We start from the raw sequence: 1,782 nt of genomic DNA on the forward strand, positions 1-1,782 counted from the left end.
ATTGCTCGATCCTTCAAAGTGGCGCAAAACGAACCGAAATCCCTCAGGGAAGTGGCGCAGTTTGAACCGAAATCACTGGCGCAATGAAACCGAAACGCCTGGCGCAATTTGGTCCGAAGTATCCAGAAGCTGAACGTAAACCCACAAATAGGGGACAAGTATGTTGACTTTGAACTGAATAATGTAAAGGGGCAAAAAACAAAAATTTCTGAGCTAAGGGAAAAATATACTTTGATTGAATTTTGGGCATCTTGGTGTGCCCCTTGTAGAGAGTCAAACCCGGCCCTTAAAAAAGTATATGAGAAGTTTCATGAAAAAGGATTTAACATTGTTGGGGTCTCAATGGATCATGCGCAGGAAAAATGGTTGAAAGCAATTAAGGAGGATAGTTTACCTTGGGATCATATTTTGAATGAAAAAGGGTCTTGGGGTGATGTGGCTACAATTTATAATGTTAAAGGAGTCCCGGACAATGTTCTTATTGATGATAAGGGTATAGTAATTGGAAGACACCTTGTAGTTGATGACTTGGAGGCTAAACTTGAAATGGAATTCAATGAAAAATAATCAGCAAAAATTATTTTAATTACTGGTAGTAGAACCTAAATAATTTTATAGTTTTTTGTATAAAAAAATCTTTGCGTAAAAAATAAAATTAACCACAATGGAATCGATTTTGAGCACTTAGTTTGCTGTGCTCACTTTGACCCTCCTTTCCAGATAACTACGAAAATCGAAATGGCCCTGACGATTTTCAAAATGATATTTGTAAACTTCACAGGAGTACTATTTTTAAATAGGCTACTACGGTCTCGTTCAAGATTAGTTGCGGGTTTACCTGCGAGGATTTTCCACAGGAAAATCAGACGTAGTAAACTTGCAACGACCTTTGGTTAAGCCCAAAATTGAGCAATTATTTTTATACCTTGTTGTTGGACGTTTTTATAATCCAATAATATTAGATAATAGTTAAAATGAGTATATATTTCAATTGCCTTTAACAGATTAACAACAATCTTTTCTGTCCACTTTTTTCCTTTGGTGCACGATGAAGACAAGGGAGGACTTTACTTTGAGGGTGCTCAATAGCCAATCTGTATAAATGGCCTAAACCTAATTTTATTGGCTGTGCCTTAGGCTTCGCCAGATAGTGTAAATCAAAGAAATTTTCACTTAAAAATGATTCAAAATCTTCCTCTGTCCCACGATATATTTTTTTAAGTTCATCACGTATTTCGGGAACAAGAACTTTTTGTTTGGCTTGCGAGTTTGGCAATATTTCACTGGACTCACCATAGTAAGTACATAAAAAGGTGTCGATAGGTATAGGAGATCGATCTACATGAAAAGAATAAACATCCGTTGGAAAAAACGGGTAGCTATCATCTCTATCATAGAACTTAATCAGATTAAGTGTTGGAGATGCACCAAGAGCTTTCAAGGTCTTCAAATCCTTTAAAAGAATTTCACGAGCAAGCTGCCCCTGTTCACTCAACTGAAGTTCAAGAAGGTCATTTGGATGAAGTTCGGTTATATTCTCATGAAACTCTAACTGTTTAACAATCTCAGAAAAATCACCTACTAGTTTACGGTCCCAACAAATCGCATTAATTTTTCCATGAAATGAAGTGGAAACAAAGTCTTGAAAATTAGTGACGTATTGAATTTGATTAACTGTATGAGATATGTTTTCCATAATGAGTATAAGTCTAAACTATTTGATAAAAGTAGTATTATCCAGTTTTCAAAATCTTTTAATTGGAATTTTACTGATAATTGTAT

Annotated in this window: 2 protein-coding genes; one reads left to right on the forward strand and one right to left on the reverse strand. The window is 35.4% G+C overall.

Translation table 11 applies throughout. The features are described 5' to 3' along the window. Positions 1–108: 108 nt before the first annotated feature. Positions 109–567, forward strand: a complete 459-nt coding sequence (locus CWD90_RS22855; protein ID WP_103478363.1) for a TlpA family protein disulfide reductase — start codon at positions 109–111, stop codon at positions 565–567. A gap of 430 nt (positions 568–997) precedes the next feature. Here the strand turns inward: CWD90_RS22855 and CWD90_RS22860 are convergent, their stop codons facing one another. Further along, positions 998–1,696 carry a hypothetical protein gene (locus CWD90_RS22860; RefSeq protein ID WP_103478364.1) on the reverse strand — a complete coding sequence of 233 codons (699 nt, stop codon included), beginning with the start codon at positions 1,694–1,696 and terminating at the stop codon, positions 998–1,000. Between the last annotated feature and the right edge of the window lie 86 nt (positions 1,697–1,782).

Source organism: Arenibacter catalasegens (genome assembly GCF_002909235.1).
Classification (GTDB): domain Bacteria; phylum Bacteroidota; class Bacteroidia; order Flavobacteriales; family Flavobacteriaceae; genus Arenibacter; species Arenibacter catalasegens.